Raw genomic sequence first — 24,968 nt, forward strand, 5'->3', positions numbered from 1 at the left:
ACCGGATGCTCCACGTCGCGCAAAAAAAACCGCGCCCCGAAGGGCGCGGCGTGTCATTCATGCATGCCGGGAGTGGGGCGTCGCTCAGCGGCGCTCCTCGGTGACATCGATGCCGGTGGCGATCGGCTCGGCCAGTTCCTTCTGCCCGGCCAGGTCGTCGTCGCGCAGCGTGTCGAGGTGCATCAGCTTCTTGATCAGCGGCGAGATGACCAGGAAGCCGACGCCCACCGCGATCGCGATCCAGCCGATCTGGCTGTAGACATCGAGCACGACCTGCTGCGCGGCACCCTCGCCCGACGCCGCTTCCGAACCCGTGGCGGCGGCGATCATGCCGGCCACGAAGTTGCCGGTAGCCGAGGCGAAGAACCAGCAGCCCATGACCAGGCTGGCCATGTGCGCCGGCGACAGGCGGTTCATCGCCGAGAGCCCGACCGGCGACAGGCACAGCTCGCCGGTGGTGTGCAGCAGGTAGATCAGGAAGATGAACAGCACCGGGGTGAGGCTGCCCGTGGCCAGCGCGGCCGCGCCGGCGACCAGCACCAGGAAGCCCGCGCCGAGCTGCACCATCGCCAGGCCGAACTTGGCCGGTGCCGACGGCTCCAGGCCGCGGCGGCCCAGCCACGTCCACAGGCCCGCGAACAGCGGCGCCAGCAGGATGATGTACATCGCGTTGATCGACTGGAACATCGACGCCGGCACGTCCCAGCCCAGCATGTTCCGGTCCACGTAGCGGTCGGTGTACAGGTTGAGCGAGGAGCCGGCCTGCTCGAACAGCGCCCAGAACAGCACCGAGCCGATCATCAGGATCATGGCGGCGAAGATGCGGTGCGACGAATGCCGGTCGAGCTTGGTCACCGCCGTCCAGACCACGTAGGCCAGCAGCAGCACGCCGGTGATGCCCAGCGCCCAGCCGACCACGTCCTGGTTCTGCACCATCCACCAGCAGGCCAGCACGATCAGGATGCCCAGGCCATACAGCAGCCACTCGAACGGAATGCCGGCGGTGCGTGCGCGCAGGCGCGCAGGGTCGACCGATTCGCCACGCCCCTGCAGCAGCGGCTTGCCGATCACGAACACCACCAGGCCCAGCAGCATGCCGAAGCCGGCGGCGCCGAAGCCGTACTTCCAGCCATAGGTCTCGCCCAGGTAGCCGCACAGCAGCGAACCAAGGAACGCGCCCAGGTTGATGCCCATGTAGAAGATCGTGTACGCGCCGTCGCGGCGCACGTCGGTGCGCGGATACAGCTGGCCCACCATCACCGAGATGTTGGCCTTCAGGAAGCCGGAGCCGACGATGATGAACGCCAGCGCCAGCCAGAACGCGTTGAGCGCCGGCGTGCCCTGCCCGCCCTCGCCCTCGAAGCCCATCAGGAAGTGGCCGATGGTCAGCAGGATGGCGCCGTACAGCACCGCCTTGCGCTGGCCCAGGTACTTGTCGGCGAGATAGCCGCCGATCACCGGCGTGATGTACACCAGCGCCGTGTAGGCGCCGTAGACCATCGAGGCGTCGCCATCGGAGAACAGCCAGTGCTTGGTGAGGTAAAGCACCAGCAGCGCGCGCATGCCGTAGTAGGAGAAGCGCTCCCACATTTCGGCGAAGAACAACATGTACAGGCCGCGCGGATGACCCAGGAAGGTCTTCTCCGCGCCGGCAACGTGGGCAGGATGGGTCACTCGGTACTCCGCAATTGCGCCCGCACGTGCGCGGGCCAATCGGGGAACTTAGCGCGATGCGGGTCCGCAATGGAAGCCGTGGAACACCGCGGAAATGCGAACGGCGGCCCGGGGGCCGCCGTCCGACACATGCTGAACAGGGCGCGTGCCCTTACTTCACGCCGTGCATCAGCTTCTGGATGAGCGGCGCGATCAGCAGCAGCACCACGCCCGCGCCGAGCAGCGCCCAGAACCCGAACGTGTAGCCCGCCTGCGCGGAGGCGACGGTCATGCCGCCCTCGCCGCTGACGCTCGAGGCGAAGATGCCCGACAGGTTGTTGCCGATCGCGATCGACAGGAACCAGCCGCCCATCGCCAGGCCGGTCAACTTGGCGGGCGCCAGCTTGGTGGTCATCGACAGGCCGATCGGCGACAGGCACAGCTCGCCCACCGACTGGATGACGTAGACCATGAACAGCGTCCAGAACGGGATCTTGAGCGACGCCGGGTCGACCAGGCTCGACAGCGCGAACACCAGCAACAGGAACGCCAGGCCGTTGAAGATCAGGCCGAGGCCGAACTTGCGCGGGATCGACGGGTTGGCGCGGCCCATCGCGACCCACAGCCAGGCCATGACCGGCGCCAGGGTGATGATCGCGATCGAGTTCACCGACTGGAACCAGCCGACCGGGAAGATCCAGCCGTTGAGGTCGCGGTCGACGATGTTCTGCGCCAGGAAGTTGAACGAGCTGCCGGCCTGTTCGAAGAACATCCAGAACAGCACGTTGAAGCCGAAGATGATCAACATGGCGATGACCATGTCGCGCTGCCGCGAGCCCTCGCGGATGCCCTCCACCAGCAGCATGACCGCCGGCACCACGAACAGCGCGAGCAGGATCCAGTTCAACACGCCGGCGTCGATGGTCAGCAGGGAGTAGAACACCGGGATCGCGACCAGCGCGCCCGCCGCCACCACCAGCACCCGCCCGATGCCCGGCGCATGCGCCGGTGCCGCGCCGATGCCCTTGAGCTGGCTGCGCCCGAACCAGAACCACACCAGGCTCAGCAGCATGCCCACCGCGGAGGCGATGAACACCACCTTGTACGCCGGCATGCCGTCGGCGCCGAACACCTTCTCGGCCAGCCAGCCGGTCAGGATGGGGGCGATGAACGCACCCATGTTGATGCCCATGTAGAAGATGGTGAAGCCGGAATCGCGGCGCTGGTCATCGGTGGCGTAGAGCTTGCCGACCATGGTCGAGATGATCGGCTTGAACAGGCCGTTGCCGACGATCACCGTCGCCAGGCCGAGCTTGAGCCACTGTTCGCTGGGCGTGGTGATGAGGAACAGGCCGGCGGCCATGAAGATCGCGCCCAGCAGGATCGCGCGCTGGTAGCCGATCAGCTTGTCGGCGACGTAGCCGCCGAAGATCGCCGCCGCGTACACCAGCGCCAGGTAGGCGCCGTACAGCTGGCTGGCCGGTGCCTCGCCGGTGGCGTCGCCGTTGTAGAACTGCGCCACGATGTACAGCACCAGCGCCCAGCGCATGCCGTAGAACGCGAACCGCTCCCAGAACTCGGTCATGAACAGCATCCACAGCGGACGCGGATGGCCCATGACCTGGGCGAATTCCGGAATGCCGCCGCCGGATGGCGGCTGCATGCCCGGCCCTGCCGGCTCGACGCGATTTGAACCCATGACGTGTGCTCCCCCAAGGATGGATCGATGTGCGGCCAAGCCTACATCGACCGCCCACGCCCCAGATAGACGCGGTCGTCGAAGCTCACGCACCACTGCGGCCGGTAGACGACCACCAGCACCATGATCCCGCCGCTGAGAAAGGCTTCGCCGAACATCAGCAGCGGGGTGGCGGCCAGGTAGGCGGCGGCCGGACCGCCAATCGCGGCCATGACCGCGGCCTTGGCCAGCGACGAGGCCGCCATGGCCAAGGCGGCTGCGCCGAAGGCGTTGGCCATGACATAGGTGAAGACATTGGCCGGCACCCAGCGCATCGCGGCGAATTCCACCAGCAGGGTCACCGCCACCGGCAAGGCGCCGGCGACCAGGAAATCCCCGGCCCAGCCCTGCCAGGCCGCACCCAGCAGCACGCCGGCCAGGCTGGCCAGCGCCAGCATCCAGCAGGCGATGCGCCCGCCGAACAGCAGCGTGGCGACGGTGGCGCCGAGGAAGTGCAGCACCACGCCCTCGAGCGCCGCGGTGTTGAACCAGCGGATGGCCATGATGGCCAGGGTCGCGGCCAGCAGCACGCGACGTGCCTCCATGTCGTCCCGGTAGCGCGCCAGGCCCAGGCCGCGGGTGGTGGCCGCCAGCACTGCCAGCGCCAGCACCCACGCCAGGATCACGGCCCAGGCGGGAAGCGCGGCGCCGGCGTCCATCGCGTGCTCAGTACGCGGCGTCGGCCGGCGCGCCGCCGATGCGCGTGCGGACCTCGAACAGTTCGGGGAAGAAGGTCAGTTCCAGCGCCTGCTTCAGGAATCCGACGCCGCTGGACCCGCCAGTGCCGCGCTTGAAGCCGATGATGCGCATCACCGTGCGCATGTGGCGGAAGCGCCACAGCTGGAACTCGCTTTCCAGGTCCACCAGGTCCTCGCACAGGTGGTAGGCCTCCCAGTGCGCGGCGGTATCGGCGTAAATGCGCTCGAAGACCGGTACCAGCGCCTCATCGGCCACGTGCGGGCGGGTCCAGTCGCGCTCCAGGTGCGCGGCCGGCACGGCATGGCCGTGGCGCGCAAGGTAGCGCAGGAACTCGTCGTACAGGCCCGGTGCCTCGAGCGCGCCGGCGAGCATGGCGTGGGCTTCGGGGTCATGCGCGAACACCTTGAGCATGCCGGCGTTCTTGTTGCCGAGCAGGAACTCGATGGTGCGGTACTGCGCCGACTGGAACCCCGACGACGGCCCAAGCAGGTCGCGGAACTCGGCGTATTCGGACGGCGTGAGCGTCTCCAGCACCGACCACATCGCGGTGAGCTGGCGCAGCACCACCTTGCAGCGCGCGAAGATCTTCTGGCAGGGCTCCAGCCGGTCCGCGCGCAGGTGCGCGACCGCCGCGCGCAGCTCGTGGATCATCAGCTTCAGCCACAGCTCCGACACCTGGTGCTGGACGATGAACAGCATTTCGTCGTGGTGCGGCGGGTCCGACAGCGGCTGCTGCGCCGACAGCAGGCGCTCCAGGTGCAGGTAGCCGCCGTAGGTCATGCGCCCGGCCAACTCGGTGTGGATGCCGGCTTCAAGCGCGCGTTCATTCTTTTCGATGCTCATGCGCGAAGGGTAGCGCAGGCGGACCGTACGGTCCGGCACGGAAACCGTGTCACTCGACTGCAGCGGAGCTGGTGCACAATCCGCCGATCGCGGCGGGGGCCGCGGCCATCACCACTCCAGGGGAACAACCAACATGCAACCGCTGCCGCGCCGCCTGGCGCTCGCCATCGCTCTGTCCGCCGCCATCGGCGCGGCCCATGCCGACACCACGCCGCAGACCCTGCCGTTTGCCCAGGACTGGACTGATATCGCGCAGATCACGGCGAACGACAACTGGTCGGGCGTGCCCGGCATCGTCGGGTACATGGGCACGGGGTTGACCGCGGCCAACAGCGTCGACCCGCAGACGGTCCTGGCCGCGGATGCGCCGGGCGTCATCGACGTCATCGCCAACCAGACCAGCACCAGCATCAGCAACGGCGGCGTGGCCGAGTTCCACATCGCGGACCCGGCGGTCGCGCTGCAGGGCAGCGGATCGGCCAACGCGCCGTACATCCGCATCCACCTCACCACCGTGGGCGCCACCGGCATCAAGGTGGCCTACAACCTGCGCGACCTCGACGGCACCACGGACAACGCGGCCCAGCCGGTCGCCCTCCAGTACCGGGTCGGTGGCAGCGGCGATTTCACCAACGTGCCCGAAGCCTTCGTGGCCGACGCCACCGCCGGCCCCAGCCTCGCGGGCCTGGTGACCCCGGTGTCGGTGACCCTGCCCGCGGCGGTCGACAACCAGGCGCTGGTCGAGCTGCGGATCATCACCACCAACGCCACCGGCAACGACGAGTGGGTCGGCATCGACGACATCAGCGTGACGGCCACCGGCAGCGGCGGCGGTGACCCGGAGATCAGCGTCTCCAACGGTTCGGTGGCCGAAGGCGATGCAGGCACTTCGCCGATGTTCTTCCAGGTCACGCTGTCGGCACCGGCCGGCGCCGGCGGCGTGGAGTTCGACTACGCCACCGCCGATGGCAGCGCCGTCGCCGGCAGCGACTACGTGGCGTCGTCCGGCACCGCCACGATCGCCGAGGGCGCGAGCTCGGTGGCGCTGTCGGTGGGCGTGAACGGCGACACCACGGTGGAGCCTGACGAGACCTTCTCGCTGGTGCTGTCCAACCTCGACGGCGCCGTGGCCGGCGCGCTCGAGGGCACCGGCACCATCCTGAACGACGATTTCGTGATCGTGCCGATCGCGGAGATCCAGGGCCCGGGCGCGCTGTCGCCGCTCGCAGGCCAGGTGGTGGTGACCGAAGGCATCGTCACCGCGCGCAAGAACAACGGCTTCTTCCTGCAGACCGCCGACGGCCAGGACGACGGCGACGACGCCACCTCGGAAGGCATCTTCGTGTTCACCGCCGGCGCGCCGTCCGCGGCGGCCACCGTCGGCAACCGCGTGCGCGTGCAGGCCACGGTGGAGGAATACATCCCCGCCGCCGATCCCTGGCAGCTGCCGATGACCGAACTCACCTTCGCCACCGTCACCCAGCTCGGCACCGGCCATGCCCTGCCGGCGCCGGTGGTGCTGGCGACCGACAGCGTGCTGCCCGACGGCGGCCTCGACCAGCTGGAGCCCTACGAGGGCATGCGCGTCAGCATCCCCAGCGCCACGGTGGTCGCGCCCACGCGCGGCAACACCAGCGAAGCCAACGCCACGGCGACCGGCAACGGCCAGTTCGCGGTGGTGGTCACGGGCGTCCCGCGCCCGCTGCGCGAGTCCGGCATCCAGGTCCCCGACCCGGACCCCAGTGGCACCACCGCGACCGCGATCCCGCGCTGGGACTTCAACCCCGAGATCATCGCCGTCGACAGCGACACGATCGGCGCGCCGCAGGCCGACCTGGCCGCCGGCTGCCGGATCGTCGACGGCACGCTGACCGGCCCGCTGGACTACACGTTCCGCCGCTACACGATCTACCCGGAAGGCGCGCTCGCCACGGCCTGCGACGGCTTCGACCTGCCGCGCGGATCGGTGGTGCCCAGCGAGGACCACGCCACCTTCGCCACCTACAACCTGCAGCGCTTCTTCGACACGGTGAACGACCCGGCCATCAGCGAGCCGGTGCTCACCGCCGGCGCGTTCGCGGGCCGGCTCAACAAGGCGTCGCTCGGCATCCGTGCCTACATGCATGCGCCGGACGTGATCGGCGTCAGCGAGGTGGAGAACCTCGGCGCGCTGCAGGCGCTGGCCGACAAGGTCAACGCCGACACGGTTGCGCTGGGCCAGCCGGACCCGGGCTACGTCGCCTATCTCGAGGAAGGCAACGACGTCGGCGGCATCGACGTCGGCTTCCTGGTGAAGGCCGGCGAGATCGGCGCGGCGCTGCCGCGCGTCGACGTGCTCGCGGTCGAGCAGGTGGGTGCCGACACCACCTGGACCTACGCCGGCACCGGCGCCACCAGCCTGCTCAACGACCGCCCGCCGCTGGTGCTCGACGCGGTGGTGAACTTCGCCGATGGCCGCGCGCTGCCGGTCACCGTGGTCACGGTGCACCAGCGTTCGCTCAACGACGTGGACAGCGAGGACGCGGCGGGTACGGGCACCCTCGGCGACCGCGTGCGCCAGAAGCGCCAGCTGCAGGCGGAGTTCCTCGCCGGCATGCTGCAGGACATGCAGGCCGCGGATCCGGCGCGCGCCATCGTGGTGCTCGGCGACTTCAATGCGTTCGAGTTCAACGACGGGTACGCCGACATCATGGGCACCGTCATCGGCATGCCCTCGGCGGATGCCACCACCGCGGTCAACGGCGACGGCGCCGACCTGGTCGAGCCGGACCTGTTCAACGCCACGCACATGCTGCCGGCGTCCGAGCGCTACTCGTTCGTGTTCGACAACAACGCGCAGTCGCTCGACCACGTGCTGGTGAACCATGCCGCGCTCGGCTCGGCGATCAACTCGTGGACCATCAGCCACGCGCGCCTCAACGCCGACTTCCCGGAGACCGCGCGCAACGACGTCGACAGCGCCGCGCGCCTGTCCGACCACGATCCGTCGGTGCTGATGCTGCGCCTGAACGCGTTGACCTTCGCCGACATGCAGGCGGCGGTCACCACGCCGCAGCCCGCGATCGCCGTGGGCGGCACGCTGCGCTACGTGGTGTCGGCGTCGAACGCGGGGCCGGATGCCGCGCAGTCGCCGGGCGTGGGCTTTGCCGTCAATGCGGCATTGCCCGACCTGGCCATCGTCGCGCCAGGCGGGTGGACCTGCGATCCCGCCACGGTGATCGGCAACCAGACCAGCGGTGCCTGCAGCGCCGACAGCCTTGCGGCATCGCAGTCGGCGTCATTCGAGGTGACGGCCACCGCCACACCGGCGACCGGCGGCAGCGCGGTCACCCTGACCGCCGCCGCCACCTCGCAGACCGAGGACCCCGATGCCGCCAACGACAGCGCCAGCGGCGCGGTTTCGGTGGAAGCGCAGGCCGATCTCGGTATCCAGGTGTCGGGCCCGGCGACCTACGTCCGTGGCGCGGGCAACCCGGGGTACGCGGTGGCCGTGGCGAACCAGGGGCCATCACCCGCCGCCGGGGCGGCCGTGGGCATCAGCGTGTCGCTGGCCAAGGCACGCGTTGCCCTGCTGCCGGCGCCGGGCTGGACCTGCGAGGCCCGGCCGACGTCGCTGTTCGCGGTGACCTGCAGCCCGTCGGGCGGTTCGATGCCGGTCAGCGCGACGGCACAGTTCACGCTCACCGTGGACACCAGCGGCAAGCTCATGGCGCCCGTGTTCGAAGTGCGGGCCGACGTGTCGTCGGCAGCGACCGATCCGGTTGCCGGCAACAACGCCGCGGCGGTCCGGGTCCAGGGTGCGCGCGCGCCCTGATCCGCACCATCGACCTGCTGTGACCAGGGAGCGCGGCCTCGGCCGCGCTCCTTTTTTTTGGGCGGCTGTAGCGCCCGGTGGTGGACGTGATGCCTTCGCGGCTCATGTCCCCCGGCATCCGCTTGGCGGCGGATGCCTCCTCCTTGACTTCCCCGCGAAGGCATCACGCCCACTTCGGGGGCTCTGCGCTCGCGAACTTGCGGGCTGTGGCTCTGCCCTCAAACCAACGCGTAGTGCGGCGGACCGGGTGCCAATGCCCTTGAGGGCGAAGTCAAGGAGGAGGTGATGGCCGCAAGGCCAGCGCCGGGGGACATGAGTCCTCAAGGGCATTGGCACCCGGCGCCCCGCGCCGCGCCCCGCGCCCCGCGGCCCGCGGCCCGCGGCATATCAGCGTCGCACTTGCCGCAGCGCGCAACGGCCGCAAACGGGCCACCGGGTATCATGGCCGGCCCCGTTGTTGACCGAGCACGTGACCGCATGAGCGTCGCCGCGACCTTCGAAATCGAATACCTCCAGTACCTGGGGCCTGATGGCACCCTGGTGGCCGAACTTCCGCCCGACGCCCCCTCGGCGGCCGACCTGGTCCCGCTGTTCAAGCAGATGCTGCTGGTGCGCACCTTCGACACCAAGGCGATCGCCCTGCAGCGCACCGGCAAGCTCGGCACCTATGCCGCCTGCCTCGGCCACGAGGCCACGCACGTCGGCATCGGCGCGGCGATGCGCCCCGAGGACGTGTTCGCCCCCAGCTATCGCGAGTACGGCGCGCAGTTCATGCGCGGCGTGCAGCCGCGCGACGTGCTGATGTACTGGGGCGGCGACGAGCGCGGCAACGATTTCGCCGGCCCGAAGCACGATTTCCCGTGGTGCGTCCCAATCGCCACCCAGTGCCTGCATGCCGCCGGCGCCGCCCTGGCGTTCAAGCTGCGCGGCGAAGACCGCGTGGCCGTGACCTGCTGCGGTGACGGCGGCTCGTCCAAGACCGACACCTACGCCGCCATCAACTCGGCCGGCGCCTACGCGCTGCCGTTCATCCAGTGCATCATCAACAACGGCTGGGCGATCTCGGTGCCGCGTTCCGCGCAGACCGGCGCCGAGACCCTGGCCCAGAAGGGCCTGGCCGGCGGCCTGTACTGCCTGCAGGTGGACGGCAACGACCTGTTCGCCGTGCTCGAGGGCATGCGTCGCGCCATGGAGCGCGCGCGCGCAGGCAAGGGCGGCAGCGTCATCGAGTTCATGACCTACCGCCTGCACGACCACACCACCGCCGACGACGCGCGCCGCTACCGCGGCGAGCAGGAGGTCAAGGACGGCTGGACCCGCGAGCCCATGACCCGCCTGCGCACCTGGCTCACCGCCCAGGGCGCGTGGGACGAGGCGCAGGAAAAGGCCTGGCTGGAGGAGTGCGGCCGCACCATCGACATCGAGATCAACGCCTACCTGGAGAGCAAGGTGCAGCCCGTGGAAGCGATGTTCGACTACCTCTACGCGGATCCGCCGCAGGACCTGCTGGACCAGCGTGCCGATGCGATCGCCCTGGAGAAGCGCGCATGAGCGCCGTGGCCAAGGACGCGGCACCGGCCGCCATCACCCTGATCGAGGCGATCACCCAGGCGCTCGCCTACGAGATGCGCAACGACGAGACCGTCGTGGTGCTGGGCGAGGACGTCGGCGTCAACGGCGGTGTGTTCCGCGCCACCGCGGGGCTCCACGCCGAGTTCGGCGACCTGCGCGTGATCGACACCCCGCTGGATGAAACCACCATCGCCGGCCTCACCGTGGGCATGGCCGCGCAGGGCATGAGGCCGGTGGCCGAAGCGCAGTTCGACGGTTTCGTGTACCCGATGGTCGACCACATCATCTGCCACGCCGCGCGCTTCCGGTACCGCACCCGCGGCCGCCTGACCTGCCCGATGGTGCTTCGCGTGCCGTGGGGCGGCGGCATCCGCGCGCCCGAGCACCACAGCGAGGCCAACGAATCCATCTTCACCAACGTGCCCGGACTGCGCGTGGTGCTGCCGTCGTCGCCGGCGCGTGCCTACGGCCTGCTGCTGGCCGCGATCCGCGAAGAGGATCCGGTGATCTTCATGGAGCCCAAGCGCATCTACCGCCAGTACAAGGAAGTGGTGCCGGATGACGGCGAAGCGCTGCCGCTGGACGTGTGCTTCGTGCTGCGCGACGGCACCGACGTGACCCTGGTGACCTGGGGCGCGCAGGTGAAGGAAACGCTCGAGGCCGCCGAGGGGCTGGCCAAGGACGGCATCAGTGCCGAGGTGATCGACGTCGCCACGCTCAAGCCGCTCGACTTCGCGACCATCGCCGAGTCGGTGGCCAAGACCGGCCGCTGCGTGATCGTGCACGAAGCCCCCAAGACCGCGGGCTTCGGCGCCGAGATCGCCGCGCGCCTGGCCGAGGAGTCGATGTACGACCTGCTCGCCCCGGTGCAGCGCGTCACCGGCTACGACACGCACATTCCGCTGTTCCGGCTGGAAATGAAGTACCTGCCGAGCGTCGAGAAGATCGTCACCGCGGCCAAGCGCGCGCTCGCCGCCGGCTGAGCCGCCACGCGCCGCCGCGCCACCAACAATTGCACGCCGCGCCACGCGCGGCACATGGAAAGACGAGGATCACATGGCTGACAAGAAGACCTTCCACCTCCCCGACCTGGGCGAGGGCCTGCCCGACGCCACCATCGTCGAGTGGTTCGTGAAGGAGGGCGACACGGTCCGCCTCGACGACAACCTGGTGTCGATGGAAACCGCCAAGGCCGTGGTCGAGGTGCCGTCGCCGGTGTCGGGCAAGGTGCTCCGGCTCGCCGGCGCCGCGGGCGACATCGTCATCACCGGCGCGATGCTGGCCGAGTTCGAGATCGACCCCAGCCTGCCGCAGCGCGCCGAGGGCCAGGACACCGGCCACCACCACGGCGGCGGGCACGGCGTGGGCAGCGAGGATCCGGCACCCGACCACAAGGTCGTCGCGTCCGATGACGGCGGCGCGATCATCGCCGGCGAAGACGCGCCCAAGGTCACGTCCGACGGCGAGCGCAGCGACAGCGGCACCGTGGTCGGTGCCATGCAGTCGTCCGACGCGGTGCGCAGCGAAGAGGCGCTCGCCGTGGGTGGCGTGCGCGCCATGCCGGCGGTGCGCGCGCAGGCGCGCAAGCTCAAGGTCGACATCGGCCGCGTGCGCGGCAGCGGCGCCGACGGCACGGTGACCATGGCCGACGTGAAGCGTGCCGCGGCCGACGGCTCCGCCGTGATGGGGGCCGCGCCCGCCGCTGCGCCCCGCGACGCAGCCGCAACGGCTCCCGCCCGTGGCGCCGCACCGATGCCCGCCTCGCGCGACGCCTCCAGCCGCACGGCGCTGTCCGCCAGCGGCAAGCCGATGCGCACCCAGCCGCCGGGCGTCACCGCCACCGGGCAGCCCGAGCAGCTCAAGGGCGTGCGCCGCAACATGGCCCGGGTGATGGCCGCCGCGCACGCGCAGGTCGTGCCGACCACGCTGGTGGACGATGCCGACCTGCACGGTTGGGTGGGCAAGCAGGACATCACCGCGCGCCTCATCCGCGCGATCTGTGTGGCGGCGAAGGCGGTGCCCGCGCTCAACGCCTGGTTCGACGGCGAGAGCCTGACCCGCACCATGCACCCGCAGGTCGACATCGGCATCGCCGTGGACACCGACGACGGCCTGTTCGTCCCGGCCCTGCGCAATGCCGACGTGCTCGATGCCGGTGGCGTGCGCTCGGCCATCCAGCGCCTGCGCCAGCAGGTCGAGGATCGCAGCATCCCGGCCAGCGAGCTCTCGGGCTACACCATCAGCCTGTCCAACTTCGGCATGTTCGCCGGCCGCTACGCGACCCCGGTGGTGGTGCCGCCGTGCGTGGCCATCGTCGGCGCGGGCAAGCTGAGCCAGGACGTGGTCGCGGTGATCGGCGGCATCGAAGTGCACCGCCGGATGCCGATCTCGCTGACCTTCGACCACCGCGCCGCGACCGGTGGCGAGGCTGCGCGCTTCCTGAAGGCGTTGCTGGACGACCTCGCGCTGGCGCACTGACGTACCGGCGGCGGCACTTGCCGCCGCCCACGCTCCGGGCCGAGCATCGAACGCTTCCGCCCGGAGCGCCGCCATGGCCCACCACAGCCGCCTCTCCACCTTGGTCCTTGATTGCCGGGTCGACGACCTGGCGCCGCATGTCGCGTTCTGGAGCGCGGCGCTGAGCAAGGCCGTCGCCAGCGCCGACGAGGACGGCGACGGCAGGTATGCAAGGCTTGCCACGGCAGCCGACGAGCCGGTCCTGCTGCTGCAGAAGGTCGACCACGACAGCCGCATCCATCTCGACATCGAGGCCGACGACGTCGAGGCCGAAGTCGCGCGCCTGGAAAAGCTCGGCGCGCGCCGCATCGAAAAGCGCCACGCGTGGTGGGTGATGGAGGCGCCGAGCGGGCACCGCTTCTGCGTGGTCCGCCCGCAGCGCACGCCGCCTGGGCCACACCTCAACCGTTGGGACTGAACACTCGGCGCCGCGAGCCTCAGCCCGCCTCCAGCGCCTTCCTGCGCTCGCGCGCCAGCCACACCGCAAGGCCCTGCGCGTTGAGCTCGATGTCCATCTCCAGCAGCGCGGGCACCTGCCACTCGGCCTCCGCGATGCCGTGGCGCCGCGCGCGCTCCACGTACAGTGCGGTGAGCTCGCGCTTCAGCACCGCATGGCGGTCCGGCGCATCGCCCAGCGTGCGCGCGATCGCGACCATGGCGTCGACCTGCTCGACGAGTCCGGCACCGACGCGCGCGACATCGGTGATCCGCCCGTAATGGGTGAGGAAGCAGGCGTCCGGGGATTCGGCCAGCATGCGCAGCACCGAGGCCTTCATCTGCCCGGGATCGAACTGCACCGGTGACGTGGTCGGGATCGCGAACGGACGGCCATCGACGTCGAGCTCGCGGTAGGAGATGCCGAAGATGTCGCCGCAGAACCAGCTGCGCGTGCGCGCGTCCCACACCGCCAGGTGATGCAGCGCGTGGCCGGGCGTGTGCGCCAGCAGCAGCGGCCGGCGGGCGAGGTCGACCACCTGGCCATCGGCGGCTTCAAGCACGCGCTCCGCCGGCGCCGGCACCAGCCCGCCATAGGCGAGGTCGAAGAGGCTGTCGCCATAGACCTGACGCGCGCTGGCGATCAGCTTGGCCGGATCGACCATGTGCGGCGCACCGCGCGGATGCACCACCAGCCGCGCATTCGGCAACTCGCGCAGCAACGCGCCGGCACCGCCGGCGTGGTCGAGGTGCACGTGGGTGACGATGAGATGGTCGACCGCGTCGCGTGCGACGCCGGCAGCATCGAGCGCCGCCAGCATGCGCGGCACGCTGTGCAGGGTGCCGCAGTCGATGAGCGCCGCACGCCCCGCCTCCACCAGCAGGTAGGCTGCGCAGAACTCCGGCCGCTCGCCGAAGCCGGTGTCGATGATGGTGATGCCGTCGCGTCCGCCCACGCCCTGTCCCCGTCGCAAAGACCTGCAGTCTAGGTGTCGCGCGCGGGCCGGCGCTTGCCGAACAGCCGCATGCGCACGAAGAACGCGACCGTCATCACCGCCAGGAACACGCCGTAGCCCACGGCGGTGGCGAGGATCTGGTGCCACATGCGGCCATGGCTGCTGTCGGCGGTGGCGTGCGCCCAGTACAGGCTGGCAACGAAGGCCGCGACCGCGAGCAACAGCGACGCGATGTCGAACAGCCGCCGCCCGGCGCCACGCGGCTGCCGCGGATACACCCAGAACAGCACCGCGAGGATCAGGAACCAGGGCAGGAACAGGATCAGCGCGAGGTTCATCTCGACCAGTTGCGTCATGCCGCGTCTCCGGCGAAATGCGCGAGCGCGGCGCGCAGCGCGTCGCCATCCACGCCCGTGCCGAGGGTGCCGACCTCGTCGTCGCCGAGGCGCACGCGGCCGTCGTGGGCCACCTGCAGCGCGCCATCACCCGACTTGAGGCGTGCGACCAGCTGGCCGGCATCGCGCGGCGAGGCGAAGCCGCCACCCTGAAGCAGCAGCCGGTCGCCATCGACCAGCTTGAAATGGAAGCGGCCATCGGCTTCGCGGTACTGCTTGAACACCGGCGCGGGCGCTTCGGCCTCGGCCTCGCTTCCGGCCGAGGTGTCCAGCGCGGACAGGTCGCGCAGGCCGACCGCATGCCGCAGGCGCGCGACGAAGGGCGCCGCGTGCTGCTCGCGCAGGCGCGCGGCACCCGCGCGCAGCGTGCGCTCGATCGCCGCGGGGTCGGCCATCAGCGCCTCGTAACGCGTGCGCAGCGGCGCGATCTCGGCGTCGATGCGCTCGAACAGGCGCTCCTTGGCCTCGCCCCAGGCGATGCCGTCGGCGAAGGCCTGGCGCATCGCGGCGGTCTCATCGTCGCGGGCGAACGCCTGGTAGAGCTGGAACAGCGCCGAGCCGGCGGTGTCCTTGGCTTCACCGGGCGCGCGCGAATCGGTGACGATGGAGAAGATCAGCTTGCGCAGCGTGGCGCGCGGGGCGAACAGCGGAATGGTGTTGTCGTAGCTCTTCGACATCTTGCGGCCGTCGAGGCCGGGCAGCGTGGCCACCTGCTCTTCCACCACGGCCTCGGGCAGCACGAAATGCGGTTCGCTGCCGGACGCGGCGTACAGATGGTTGAAGCGCTGGCCGAAGTCGCGCGCCATCTCGATGTGCTGCACCTGGTCGCGCCCCACCGGCACCTTGTGCGCGTTGAAGATCAGGATGTCGGCGGCCATCAGCACCGGGTACATGAACAGCCCGGCGTTGACGCCGGCATCGTCATCGGCGCCTTCCTCGCGGTTGCGGTCCACGGCGGCCTTGTAGGCGTGCGCGCGGTTCAGCAGCCCCTTGCCCGCAACGCAGGTCAGCAGCCAGGTGAGCTCGGTGGTCTCCGGCACATCCGACTGCCGGTAGAACCAGACCCTGTCGGGTTCCAGGCCACAGGCCAGCCAGCTGGCGGCGATCTCCAGCGTCGAGCGCTGCACGCGCAGCGGATCCTGCGTGCTGATCAGGGCGTGGTAGTCGGCGAGGAAGAAGAAGCTCTCCACCCCGGGCGCGCCACTGGCGGCGATCGCCGGGCGGATGGCGCCGACGTAGTTGCCGAGATGCGGTTCGCCGGTGGGCTTGATGCCAGTCAGGACGCGGAGGGTCATTCGAACGCCATGCAGGGGGTGATGCAGGCCATTTTAGCCCGCCATCCCGGCGCTGCCCCTCGACACGCGAACGGGCCGGCGATTGCCGGCCCGTCCAGTGGAAGCTGTGTCAGGGCCGCGGCCCGGACCTGCGCAGGCCTCAGCCCAGCGTCTTCTCGAAATCCTTCACTTCGCGCTCGGCGCGCTCGCGCTCCCAGCCGTACTGCTCCTGCAGCTTGCCGGCGAGATACTTGCTGTCACCCTTGGCCTCGTCGAACACGTCGTCGGTAAGGTCACCCCACTTCGACTGCGCCTGGCCCTTCAGCTGGGTCCACTTGCCGGCAATGATGTCCTTGTTCATGTGTCTCTTACCTCGTTGCTTTGGGGGAATGGAGCCGATCGCACTGCGATGACCCACGCAACGATCATGCCGAAACATGCGTTTGCATGAGGTCAAGGCTTCGTTCGCGGCGCCTTTACCGATGCAGTACCCGGGCACCGACATCAGCTCCACGCTTTTCCTCCAGGCATAGAAAAGGCCGGCGCAATGGCCGGCCTTCCAGCAGTACCAGGAGCCCGCACAAGGCGGGCACCAGCGAAACTCAGCGCGGGTCGGTGGCGCCGGTGTCGTCGGCGGCACCTTCGACCTTCTCGCCAACCTTCTGCACGTCCTTGCCGGCACCCTTGACGGTGTTGCAGGCGGACAGGGTACCAACCGAGAACATGGCGATCAGCATCAGGGCGAACAAACGCTTCATTTGAAATCTCCTTCGGGTCGTCGGCCGCGGGAGTGGTTCCGCCGGCGCAGGTTGCATGAAACGCCACCGGTGCGTGAAAGGAGCGTGCATTCAGGCCTCGCTGCGTGGCGAGGACAGCACGGCATTCAGGTTCAGCGCGTCACCTCACTCGCGCATCAAGGTGGACTTGCCGAACAGGCTCTCCACCAGGTCCACGGCGAGCTTCGCCGTCCTGTTGCGGACGTCGAGCGCGGGATTGACCTCGACGATGTCCAGCGAACCCATGCGCCCGCTGTCGGCGATCATTTCCATCAGCAGCTGCGCCTCGCGGTAGTTCACCCCGCCCGGCACGCGCGTGCCCGTGCCCGGCGCGATCGACGGATCCAGTACGTCGACATCGAAGCTGACATGGAGATGCGTGTCGTCGCCGATGCCGTCAAGGGCTTCCTCGACCACGCGCTTCATGCCGACCTCGTCGATGTAGCGCATGTCGTAGATGTCGAGGCCGTGGTCGCGCACCAGCCGCTTCTCGCCGGTATCGACCGAGCGGATGCCGATCTGGCGCACCTCGCCCGGGCTGATCGCCGGTGCGTCGCCGCCGAGCCGGGTCAGGACATCCGGACCCATGCCGCACAGGCAGGCCACCGGCATGCCGTGCACGTTGCCCGACGGCGTGATGGCGCTGGTATTGAAGTCGGCGTGGGCGTCGAGCCAGAGCACGCGCAGGCGCTTGCCCTGTGCGCGGCAATGGCGCGCGACCGCGGTGATCGAGCCGATTGCCAGGCAATGGTCGCCTCCCAGCATCACCGGTATCCGTCCGGCGGCCAGCTCCGCGACGCTGGCCTGCATCACGGCGCGGTTCCAGGCGACCACTTCGTCGAGGTGGCGGTAGCCGGCATCCGGCGGCAGCCAGGGGTTGCGCGGCCCGGCCAGGTCGCCACGGTCGACCACGTCGACTCCGCGCGCGTGCAGCGCGTCGACCAGCCCGGCAACGCGCAGTGTCTCCGGACCCATGGACGCCCCGCGCGTGCCGGCGCCGATATCGGTCGGCACCCCGAAGATGGACACGCGCTGCGGTGCGATGGACATGGACGACTCCAGGACGACGGTTGCGGCCATGATCAGGCAGCAGCGGGGCCGGGTCCACAATCCCGCGACGCGGCGTGTGCCAGTGTCGCGCGGCGTCGCGCCGATGGACCCGGGCCGCGCGCATCCCTCAGGAAATCAAGGAACACGACATGAATGTCTTTGCACCATCGCTCATTGGCGGCCTGCTGCTCGCGGCCGTGCTCCCGTCCGCCAACGCCGCCATCGAGGACCTGCAGATCCAGAGCAACGCCACCGGGCTGTGCCAGGGCGCGCTGCCGGTGATGGACAACAACCTGCGCAAGCGTCCGCTGGCGGTCGTCAACCAGGGCACGTCGGATGCCTACGTGAGTTGCGCGTTCACCACCATCATGGCGCAGTCGGGCGCCGGCACCATTCCCTCCGACGAGGTGGTGCGGTGGTTCGGCGTGTTCTTCGGCAGCACCGTGGCTGCTCCACAGACCGTGAGCTGCGCCGGCGTGATCGGCTACGAGGGGTCGCCCGACCTGCAATACGTGTCGCTCGAGGTCGATGTGTCATCCGGCACGCCGGGGAGCAATTACCTGTACTTCTATCCCGACGACGCGGACCCGGAGCAGACCGACTTCCACCAGCTGACGTCGCTGAGCTGCCGCCTGCCGCCCGGCGTGAGCATTGGCGATACCTACGTCGGCATCCGGATGGACGACGCCTGAGTATGGTGCCGGCACCCGGGTTCGAACTGGGGACCTACCGCTTACAAGGCGGTTGCTCTACCAACTGAGCTATGCCGGCATGGTGCCGCGCCGCGGGGCGCGCGCGGCATTCTAGCCTGCCCCGCCATCGGCGACGAAGGTGGCGCAGTCCAGGTCGTTCAGCCGCGCGGCGCCACTGGCGTCGCGCGCGGCTGCCGCATCGAAGCCGGCACCCGCGGCGACATCAAGCCAGTGCCGCGTGCGGGCGTCGCCCAGGGGCTGGGCCTGCCCCGGGAATCCGGCGGCGCGCAGTGAAGCCTCACGGCGCCGTGCAGCCGGTTCGCTGCCATACCGGCCCAGTGCGATGCCGTTGGCGTCGTCACCTCCCGGTACCACCAGCAGATCGTCGAAGCCGGCGGCACGGATGCGCGCCGCGAGCGCGTCGGCGGCGACACGGTCGGCCTGCGGCGCGATGACCACGCGCCAGCCGCGCGGTGCATCGACCACATCCCGTGCGCGCATGCGCTGCGCGCCCAGCGGCTGCAGCGCGGCACGCGCCGCCGCCACCGATCCCGCGTCCGCGAACGGACCCAACGACATGCAGCGCTGCACCAAGGCCGCGGGTGCCGGCGTGGCGACGGGCACCGCTGCCGGCGCGACGGGCGCACCGCCATCCGCGACGCCGGCCTGGGCGCCGGCGTCGCCATCGGATGTACCCGCGTCCGCCGCGGCCACGGCGATCACGCCGGACTCGCGCGTCGCCGCGGCGCTACCGCCGGCGGCCGCATCATCGACGCCTGGATCGGTGGCTGCCGTGCCCTGCCCGGGATCCACCACCTCGTCCAGCAACTGCAGGCGCGGCACGTCGGCGGGCTGCACCCACGGCGTTGGCGGCAGCGGCTCGGGACGCAGCAGCCACCACGTGGCGACGCCGAAATTGAGCATGAGCAGGAGAACGACGAGGGCGCGCGCGGGCATGGCGCGATTCTAGCCCGCGACCGGCGGGCGCCGCGCCAGTCGCGCCAGTCGCGCCAGGCCTTCGATCACCAGCGACGGCGCATGCGTCGCGCCGGCGAGGTGCGGCAGCAGCGCCGCGGCGCCACCACCGTGCAGCCAGGTGCGCGCTGGCTCGCCAGCGAGCGCCGCCGCCTCGCGCAGGCTGCGTTCGACCAGGCCGAGCGCCGCGCCGAGGCAGCCGGAGGCGAGCGCGGCACCGGTATCGGCGCCGAACTCGGCGTAGTCGCCGCCGGCCCGCGGCAGGTGTGGCGCGCGCGCATGCAGGACCTCGCGCATCAGGTCCGGCGAGGGCGCGATGCGGCCGCCACGATGGCCACCGTCGCCATCGACCAGATCCACGGTGAGCGCGGTGCCCACGCCGACCACCAGCGACCAGCCCGGCGCGCGTGCATGCGCGGCGACCATCGCCAGCGCGCGGTCGATGCCGAGCCGCGCGGGTTCGGCGTAGGCGAGGCGCACCCCGCCCATCTCGCGCTGCACCGTGGCCTGCACCACGCGCAGCGCGCGCGGTGCCAGCGCCTGCAGCAGGCGCGCGCGGAGCGCCGGCGGGCCGACGCTGGCCACCCAGGCGACATCGATGCGCGGCGGCAGCGCCGCCAGCCAGCCATCGGCGAACGCCTCGCCGTCGTGGCCCACGGCGATCGTTTCGCCAAGCCCCGCCGCCGATCCCAGCGGCGCGTGCTTCAGCCGGGTGTTGCCAAGGTCGAACAGCCAGTCGCTCATGCCGCGGCCACGCGCGCGCGCAGGCTGGCTTCGCCGGCGTGGAAGTGGCGCTCGCGGCCCTCCACGTCCACGCGCAATGCGCCGTCGTCGGCCAGGCCCAGGGCGCGCCCGCTGTGCACGCCGTCGCCGGCATGGATGTCGACCTCGCGGCCGACCAGCGCGTCGCAGGCCGCATGGCGTGGCACGAATGGCGCCAGGCCGTCGCGGTCGAACAGGTCCAGAGCCGGCACCAGGTGCGCGAGCAGCATGGCGGCGACCGCATCGCGCGTGGGCGGCGCCCCGTGCGGCAACGCCGAGAGATCGCACCAGGGCTGGTCGATCGCTGCCGCGACGCTCGCGGGCATGCGCTGGTTCAGCCCCAGGCCGACCACCGCGCGCACCGGCCCCGCGTGCTCGCCACCGCCTTCCACCAGCAGGCCGCCGAGCTTGCGCAGCGCCAGCGGGGCGGCGTCCACCACCACCAGGTCGTTGGGCCACTTGAGGCGCACCGTGCGGTAGCCCAGCGCATGCAGCGCCTCGACCGCCGCCACGCCGGCCACCAGGCTCAGCCCGCCGAGGCGCGCCAGGCCCCCGTCGAAGCGGCGCGCCAGCGACAGGTACAGGTTGGCCGCCAGCGGCGATGCCCAGCTGCGGCCCCGCCGGCCACGGCCCCCGGTCTGGCGCTCGGCCAGCAGCACCTCGACACCCGTGGCGGGGATGTCGCGGCGCAACAACTCGGCATTGGTCGAGTCGAGCGACCAGGCCACGTCGAGGGCGGCCACACCGGTGCGCACCGCGTCGGGGAGCTGCGCCAGGATCGCCGTGGCATCCAGCAACTGCAGCGGCGCATCCAGCGCGTAGCCGCGGCCCGGCCGGGCGCTGATCGCCACGCCCGCGGCGCGCAGTGCCTCGACGCGCTTCCAGACCGCGGCCCGCGTCTGGCCACTCTCGGCAGCGAGCACGTCGCCGGCCACCGGCCCGTGCTGCAGGCGCAGCAGCAGCGCGCGCTCCGGATTGGCGGTTTCACGGGTGGGGGGCGGGGTGCGGGACAGGGGCATGCGTCGATTATGGTGGCCGTGCCGCGCGCCGCAACGCCCGGCCTGCAACCGTCTTCGCGCCTGCCGCATCCCATGTATCATCCGGGTCTCGACCCGCCACCGTGCAGGCCTGCCGCCATGTCCGTCCGAACCGTACTCCTGGTGATGACCCTCGCCCTGCCCCTGCTGGCGGTGCCTGCGCAGGCACGCGACATCCGCATGGCGTCCGCGGGTGGCGGCGGCGGCACCGACTGCCCCGGACAGGTGGACGAGGACGAGGCCGACGTGGATCCGACCCGTGCCGGCAAGCGCGCCAGCCGCGACAAGCCGGTGATGACCCGCGGCGCCGAGCCGCAGGTGACGCGTCCGCGCTGGCACAGCTTCCTGCCGGGGATGTTCCGCTAAGGCATGGCGTGATCAGGCGCCTGTTCCGGCGCGCGCCGCCGGATATCGATGCATCCCTGTGGCGCGCGCTGCGCCGTGACATCCCGCTGCTGGCCGCACTCGACGACGCACGCGCCGACCGCCTGCGCGGCCTCGCCGCGCGCTTCCTGCACGAGAAGACCATCACCCCGCTGGCCGGCCTCGCGCTCGACGACGCGCAGCGCGCCACCCTCGCCGCACTGTGCTGCCTGCCGCTGCTGGAGTTCGGCGTCGAAGGCCTGCATGGCTGGTCGCAGGTGCTGGTGTACCCGGATGCGTTCCGCGTCGACCGCCGGCACGTGGACGCCGCCGGGGTGATGCACGAATGGCAGGACGAACTGGCCGGCGAGTCGTGGGAATACGGCCCGCTGGTGCTGTCATGGGCGGACGTCGCCTCCGACCTCGCCACCCCGCGCGACGGCTACTGCGTGGCCGTGCACGAGATGGTGCACAAGCTTGACGCGCTCGACGGCGCGCTCGACGGCACACCGCCGCTGCCGCGCGACTGGCAACGCGAGTGGGCGCGGGATTTCCAGCAGGCCTACGACGCGTTCGCGGCGCGCGTCGACCGCGGCGAGGACACCGCCATCGATCCCTATGCCGCCGAGGCGCCGGAAGAGTTCTTCGCGGTCTGCAGCGAATACCACTTCAGCGACCCCGCCCTGCTGGAGCACGAGTTGCCGGTGGTGGCCACGCACCTCAGGCGCCTGTACGGCGCCTCTCCGTTCGCCGCCCGCGGCTGACGCCGCTCAAAGCCCGGGCGGCAGCCTGACCAGGAAGCGCGTCCCGCCAAGTTCCGGCGAGGGGCCGACCTCGAGTTCACCGCGGTAGCTGCGCACGATGTCCTGCACGATCGACAGGCCGATGCCGTGGCCGTGCACGCGCTCGTCGCCGCGCACCCCGCGCTGCAGCACGTGGGCGATGCGCTCGGGCGGAATGCCCGGCCCGTCGTCGTCCACGGCGAGCACCAGGCCAGGGCGGCGGTTGGCAGCGGTGGCCCCGGGGCTCGCGGTGAGCAGGACGCGCGAACCCGCCCACTTGAAGGCGTTCTCCAGCAGGTTGCCGAGCAGTTCCTGCAGGTCGCCGACCTCGCCGTGGAAACGCGCCGCCGGGTCGATCTCGAACTCGCAGACCGTGCCCTTGGCGGCGTAGATCTTTTCCAGGCCGCGCACGATCTGTTCGGCATGCGATTCGATCTCGACCGGCGCGGCGAACAGCTTGTGCCCGCCGGCCGCTCCGCGCCCGAGCTGGTAGCTGACGAGGTCGTTCATGCGCCGCACCTGGGTCTCGACCTCGTCGCGCAGCTCGCCGTGGCTGGCATCGTTTTCCAGCCGCGACCGCAGCACCGCCAGCGGCGTCTTCAGGCTGTGCGCGAGGTCGGCCATGGTGTTGCGCTGCTGCTCGAGGTTCTCGCGCTCGCTCTCCACCAGCGCGTTGATGCTGTCGGTCAGCGGCTGCAGTTCGCGCGGGTGCAGTTCGCTCATGCGGTGTGCCTGCCCGCGCTGCACGCGCTTGAGCTCGGCGACCACCTTGCGCAGCGGCCACAGGCTCCAGCGCAGCACAAGGCCCTGCAGCAGCAGCAGGATCAGGCCGGCGATGCCGAGGTAGCGCCAGAGCGCGGCGCGGAACACGCGCACCTGGCGCGGCAGCGTGCCGGCGTCCTCCATGATGTAGATCGCATACGGGAACTCGGCATCCGGGCCACGACTGGCGTCGACCAGGCCGATGCCGAAGCGGAACACCTCGCCGGGTTGGCCGTCGCTGCGCGTGATCGGCAGGGGGCCCTCGAAGCGTTCCTCCAGCGGATCGAGCATGCCGGCGTCCGGCAGCTGCGGTCCGCGCGCCGAACCGGAACTCCAGCTGTCGTTGGGCAGCACGATCTCGGCGTACAGGCCGCTGCCAGGCCGGTCGAAGCGGCCATCCGGCGGCACATAGGGTGCGATCAGGGAGCCGTCGCGGGCGAACTCGGTGCCGCCGGCGTAGGCGTAGGCATAGCTCTTCAGCCGATCGCGCAGCCCCTGGCCCGCGACGTCGACGAATGCGCGGTCAAGCGCGAAGCCGGCCAGAGCCAGGAACGCCAGCAGGCCCATGCTCGCGGCCAGAAGCTGGCGCGACTGCAGCGAGCGCGGCCGCCAGTGCAGTCTCCGTTGCTCTGCCTGCGGCATGCCGCGTTCCCCTCCCCGTCACGCGGGCGCCGTCGGCGCCCGCAGCGCTCAGGCTTCGCTGCTGCGCGGGATCGCGAAGCGGTAGCCGCGGCCGCGGACGGTTTCGATCGGCTTGAGCGTGCCGTCCGGATCGAGCTTCTTGCGCAGCCTGCCGATGAACACCTCGAGCACGTTGGAGTCGCGGTCGAAGTCCTGCTGGTAGATGTGCTCGGTCAGGTCGGCCTTCGAGACCAGCTCGCCGGCGTGCATCATCAGGTACTCGAGCACCTTGTACTCGTAGCTGGTCAGGTCGACGTTGACGCCATGGACGGTCACCGTCTGCGCGGCGAGGTCCAGCACCACCGCGCCGCATTCCAGCGTCGGCTTGCTCCAGCCCGCGGCGCGGCGCACCAGCGCGTTGATGCGCGCCAGCAGCTCCTCGACGTGGAAGGGCTTGACCAGGTAATCGTCGGCGCCCTGCTTGAGCCCGTCGACCTTGTCCTGCCAGCTGGAACGCGCGGTGAGGATCAGCACCGGGAACTGCTTGCCTTCGTCGCGCAGCGCCTTGACCAGCTCCATGCCCGACATCCGCGGCAGGCCGAGGTCGATGATGCCGACGTCGAACGGGACTTCGCGCCCCATGTACAGGCCTTCCTCGCCGTCCTGCGCGGCATCCACGGCGTAGCCTTCGCGCTTCAGGCGCGCGGCGAGGGTTTCCCGCAGGGGGGCTTCATCTTCGACCAGAAGAATGCGCATGTGCGTCTCCATGAAATAGCGTGCGGCGGCGGCCCGGGGTATCGGGCGCGGCGATGCCCACCATGCTACCTAGGTTGCGCATTCAGTCGTCGTCACCGCGTGTACGGCGCAGCGGACCGCTCGACTGCGGATCATCCATGTAGACACGGACGCGACCGCGATCGTCGATGACCTTGACGCGATTGATGTTGCGACCGTCGAATGGAACGCTCTCCGCGCTCAGCACCTGGCCGCGGCGCGACGCTTCGCGCACCGACTCGGCGAGCGCGTCGCGCTGGCGCTGGCGCGCGGCCTGCGGACCGCGCGCGCCGGCATCGCGACGGGCCTGCGGGGCACCCTCGGCAGCGCCGCGCGACGCTCCCTGGCCCTTGCCGCCGCGACGCCCGTCATCGGCATGCGCCACGCCGCCGGCCGCCACCGCCGCCAGGGCGGCGATCAGGCACAGGGTGAAGGCGCGGGCACTGCGGACGGGCATGGGAGCAAATCCAAGTAATTA

24 protein-coding genes and 1 tRNA gene are annotated in these 24,968 nt (G+C 70.6%); 8 read left to right on the plus strand and 17 right to left on the minus strand.

The genetic code is table 11. The features are described 5' to 3' along the window. Nucleotides 1-84 precede the first annotated feature (84 nt). The 4 genes from IDM46_RS11595 to IDM46_RS11610 form a co-directional block, all read right to left on the minus strand. Entirely contained in the window at nt 85-1,674 is a 1,590-nt protein-coding gene (locus IDM46_RS11595) for a peptide MFS transporter (RefSeq protein ID WP_223877967.1), read from the minus strand. A 151-nt stretch (nt 1,675-1,825) separates the two neighbouring features. Further along, complete coding sequence (locus IDM46_RS11600; protein WP_223878079.1) at nt 1,826-3,316, minus strand: oligopeptide:H+ symporter; 1,491 nt, start codon at nt 3,314-3,316, stop codon at nt 1,826-1,828. Between the two features lie 77 nt (nt 3,317-3,393). Then, nucleotides 3,394-4,050: a hypothetical protein gene (locus tag IDM46_RS11605; RefSeq protein WP_185115797.1), complete on the minus strand. Its 657-nt coding sequence runs from the start codon at nt 4,048-4,050 to the stop codon at nt 3,394-3,396. A 7-nt stretch (nt 4,051-4,057) separates the two neighbouring features. After that, a complete protein-coding gene (locus tag IDM46_RS11610) occupies nt 4,058-4,933 on the minus strand; it encodes a tryptophan 2,3-dioxygenase family protein (protein WP_182824637.1) in 876 nt (291 codons plus the stop codon). Nucleotides 4,934-5,066: 133 nt separating this feature from the next. Here IDM46_RS11610 and IDM46_RS11615 point away from each other — a divergent pair, with 133 nt between their 5' ends. The 5 genes from IDM46_RS11615 (at nt 5,067) to IDM46_RS11635 (ending at nt 13,254) form a co-directional block, all read left to right on the plus strand. Continuing rightward, nucleotides 5,067-8,747, plus strand: coding sequence for a Calx-beta domain-containing protein (locus tag IDM46_RS11615; RefSeq protein ID WP_185115798.1), 3,681 nt, complete (start codon nt 5,067-5,069; stop codon nt 8,745-8,747). Nucleotides 8,748-9,224: 477 nt separating this feature from the next. Beyond that, a complete protein-coding gene (gene pdhA / locus IDM46_RS11620; protein ID WP_182824633.1) occupies nt 9,225-10,298 on the plus strand; it encodes a pyruvate dehydrogenase (acetyl-transferring) E1 component subunit alpha in 1,074 nt (357 codons plus the stop codon). Further along, nucleotides 10,295-11,302 (plus strand): alpha-ketoacid dehydrogenase subunit beta, encoded by a 1,008-nt coding sequence (locus IDM46_RS11625; RefSeq protein WP_185115799.1) that lies wholly within the window; start codon nt 10,295-10,297, stop codon nt 11,300-11,302. Before pdhA ends, IDM46_RS11625 begins: the two co-directional genes overlap by 4 nt. A 73-nt stretch (nt 11,303-11,375) precedes the next feature. Continuing rightward, nucleotides 11,376-12,797, plus strand: coding sequence for a dihydrolipoamide acetyltransferase family protein (locus IDM46_RS11630; RefSeq protein ID WP_182824629.1), 1,422 nt, complete (start codon nt 11,376-11,378; stop codon nt 12,795-12,797). Between the two features lie 73 nt (nt 12,798-12,870). Further along, a complete protein-coding gene (locus IDM46_RS11635) occupies nt 12,871-13,254 on the plus strand; it encodes a VOC family protein (protein ID WP_185115800.1) in 384 nt (127 codons plus the stop codon). A gap of 19 nt (nt 13,255-13,273) precedes the next feature. Here the strand turns inward: IDM46_RS11635 and IDM46_RS11640 are convergent, their stop codons facing one another. The 6 genes from IDM46_RS11640 to rocF all read right to left on the minus strand — a co-directional run bounded on the left by IDM46_RS11640 (nt 13,274) and on the right by rocF (nt 17,722). After that, nucleotides 13,274-14,227: an MBL fold metallo-hydrolase gene (locus IDM46_RS11640; RefSeq protein WP_182824625.1), complete on the minus strand. Its 954-nt coding sequence runs from the start codon at nt 14,225-14,227 to the stop codon at nt 13,274-13,276. A gap of 29 nt (nt 14,228-14,256) precedes the next feature. After that, nucleotides 14,257-14,583, minus strand: coding sequence for a hypothetical protein (locus IDM46_RS11645; RefSeq protein ID WP_182824623.1), 327 nt, complete (start codon nt 14,581-14,583; stop codon nt 14,257-14,259). Continuing rightward, nucleotides 14,580-15,917 (minus strand): tryptophan--tRNA ligase, encoded by a 1,338-nt coding sequence (locus IDM46_RS11650; RefSeq protein ID WP_182824622.1) that lies wholly within the window; start codon nt 15,915-15,917, stop codon nt 14,580-14,582. The genes IDM46_RS11645 and IDM46_RS11650 overlap by 4 nt, the downstream gene beginning before the upstream one ends. A gap of 139 nt (nt 15,918-16,056) precedes the next feature. After that, complete coding sequence (locus tag IDM46_RS11655) at nt 16,057-16,257, minus strand: CsbD family protein (RefSeq protein WP_182824620.1); 201 nt, start codon at nt 16,255-16,257, stop codon at nt 16,057-16,059. Between the two features lie 241 nt (nt 16,258-16,498). After that, nucleotides 16,499-16,654, minus strand: a complete 156-nt coding sequence (locus IDM46_RS11660; RefSeq protein WP_185115801.1) for an entericidin A/B family lipoprotein — start codon at nt 16,652-16,654, stop codon at nt 16,499-16,501. Between the two features lie 144 nt (nt 16,655-16,798). Continuing rightward, nucleotides 16,799-17,722, minus strand: coding sequence for an arginase (gene rocF / locus IDM46_RS11665; RefSeq protein WP_185115802.1), 924 nt, complete (start codon nt 17,720-17,722; stop codon nt 16,799-16,801). A 149-nt stretch (nt 17,723-17,871) separates the two neighbouring features. Between rocF and IDM46_RS11670 the strand changes: the two genes are divergently transcribed. Further along, the gene (locus IDM46_RS11670; protein WP_185115803.1) at nt 17,872-18,414 is read left to right on the plus strand and encodes a hypothetical protein; all 543 of its coding nucleotides are present in this window, start codon (nt 17,872-17,874) and stop codon (nt 18,412-18,414) included. Between the two features lie 3 nt (nt 18,415-18,417). Here IDM46_RS11670 and IDM46_RS11675 read toward each other — a convergent pair. From IDM46_RS11675 to birA, 4 genes are all read right to left on the minus strand, one after another. Then, a tRNA-Thr gene (locus tag IDM46_RS11675) sits at nt 18,418-18,493 on the minus strand. A 32-nt stretch (nt 18,494-18,525) separates the two neighbouring features. Next, nucleotides 18,526-19,371, minus strand: coding sequence for an SPOR domain-containing protein (locus IDM46_RS11680; protein ID WP_185115804.1), 846 nt, complete (start codon nt 19,369-19,371; stop codon nt 18,526-18,528). A gap of 9 nt (nt 19,372-19,380) precedes the next feature. Further along, nucleotides 19,381-20,133 carry a type III pantothenate kinase gene (locus IDM46_RS11685; RefSeq protein WP_185115805.1) on the minus strand — a complete coding sequence of 251 codons (753 nt, stop codon included), beginning with the start codon at nt 20,131-20,133 and terminating at the stop codon, nt 19,381-19,383. After that, on the minus strand, nt 20,130-21,170 hold the full coding sequence (gene birA, locus IDM46_RS11690) for a bifunctional biotin--[acetyl-CoA-carboxylase] ligase/biotin operon repressor BirA (RefSeq protein ID WP_185115806.1): 1,041 nt from the start codon (nt 21,168-21,170) through the stop codon (nt 20,130-20,132). The genes IDM46_RS11685 and birA overlap by 4 nt, the downstream gene beginning before the upstream one ends. 117 nt (nt 21,171-21,287) lie before the next feature. Between birA and IDM46_RS11695 the strand changes: the two genes are divergently transcribed. Both IDM46_RS11695 and IDM46_RS11700 read left to right on the plus strand, forming a co-directional pair. Continuing rightward, the gene (locus IDM46_RS11695; RefSeq protein WP_182825337.1) at nt 21,288-21,554 is read left to right on the plus strand and encodes a hypothetical protein; all 267 of its coding nucleotides are present in this window, start codon (nt 21,288-21,290) and stop codon (nt 21,552-21,554) included. Then, the gene (locus IDM46_RS11700; protein ID WP_182825274.1) at nt 21,521-22,315 is read left to right on the plus strand and encodes a M90 family metallopeptidase; all 795 of its coding nucleotides are present in this window, start codon (nt 21,521-21,523) and stop codon (nt 22,313-22,315) included. Before IDM46_RS11695 ends, IDM46_RS11700 begins: the two co-directional genes overlap by 34 nt. 6 nt (nt 22,316-22,321) lie before the next feature. Here IDM46_RS11700 and IDM46_RS11705 read toward each other — a convergent pair whose 3' ends face one another. The 3 genes from IDM46_RS11705 to IDM46_RS11715 all read right to left on the minus strand — a co-directional run bounded on the left by IDM46_RS11705 (nt 22,322) and on the right by IDM46_RS11715 (nt 24,947). Continuing rightward, entirely contained in the window at nt 22,322-23,737 is a 1,416-nt protein-coding gene (locus IDM46_RS11705) for a sensor histidine kinase (protein WP_182824606.1), read from the minus strand. Nucleotides 23,738-23,785: 48 nt separating this feature from the next. Next, complete coding sequence (locus IDM46_RS11710; RefSeq protein ID WP_182824604.1) at nt 23,786-24,472, minus strand: response regulator transcription factor; 687 nt, start codon at nt 24,470-24,472, stop codon at nt 23,786-23,788. Nucleotides 24,473-24,554: 82 nt separating this feature from the next. Continuing rightward, a complete protein-coding gene (locus tag IDM46_RS11715; RefSeq protein WP_182824602.1) occupies nt 24,555-24,947 on the minus strand; it encodes a hypothetical protein in 393 nt (130 codons plus the stop codon). Between the last annotated feature and the right edge of the window lie 21 nt (nt 24,948-24,968).

Source organism: Luteimonas sp. MC1825, from assembly GCF_014764385.1.
Lineage (GTDB): Bacteria > Pseudomonadota > Gammaproteobacteria > Xanthomonadales > Xanthomonadaceae > Luteimonas.